This is a genomic window from Flavobacterium solisilvae (assembly GCF_012911605.1).
Taxonomy (GTDB): Bacteria; Bacteroidota; Bacteroidia; order Flavobacteriales; family Flavobacteriaceae; genus Flavobacterium; species Flavobacterium solisilvae.
Genome location: NZ_JAAMPT010000075.1, coordinates 1 through 263 on the forward strand (window position 1 = coordinate 1; position 263 = coordinate 263).

The 263-nt window shown below is 38.4% G+C and carries 1 protein-coding gene; it reads left to right on the forward strand.

The genetic code is table 11. The features are described 5' to 3' along the window. A partial coding sequence (locus G6042_RS00355) for a hypothetical protein (RefSeq protein ID WP_169522322.1) occupies nucleotides 1-263 on the forward strand: 263 nt, incomplete at both ends.

A 263-nucleotide genomic window follows, 5' to 3' on the forward strand; every position in this document is an offset into this window, starting at 1 on the left:
AGGAGGTGAAAACTACATTATTACCTTCCATGAAACTGAAGATAATGCGATAACGAACGATAATGCCTTATCGACAACGAACTATACTAACATCAATCCATTTGTACAAATTCTTTATGTACGAGCCGAAGATCCAGACACGGGTTGTTTTAGCGTGATGCCAATTACATTAGAAGTTAACCCAAGTCCAGTTGCACCAATCAATTTGGATAACATCGAAGTATGTGATACCAATGCCAACAATCAGGATGGTGTAATGACAG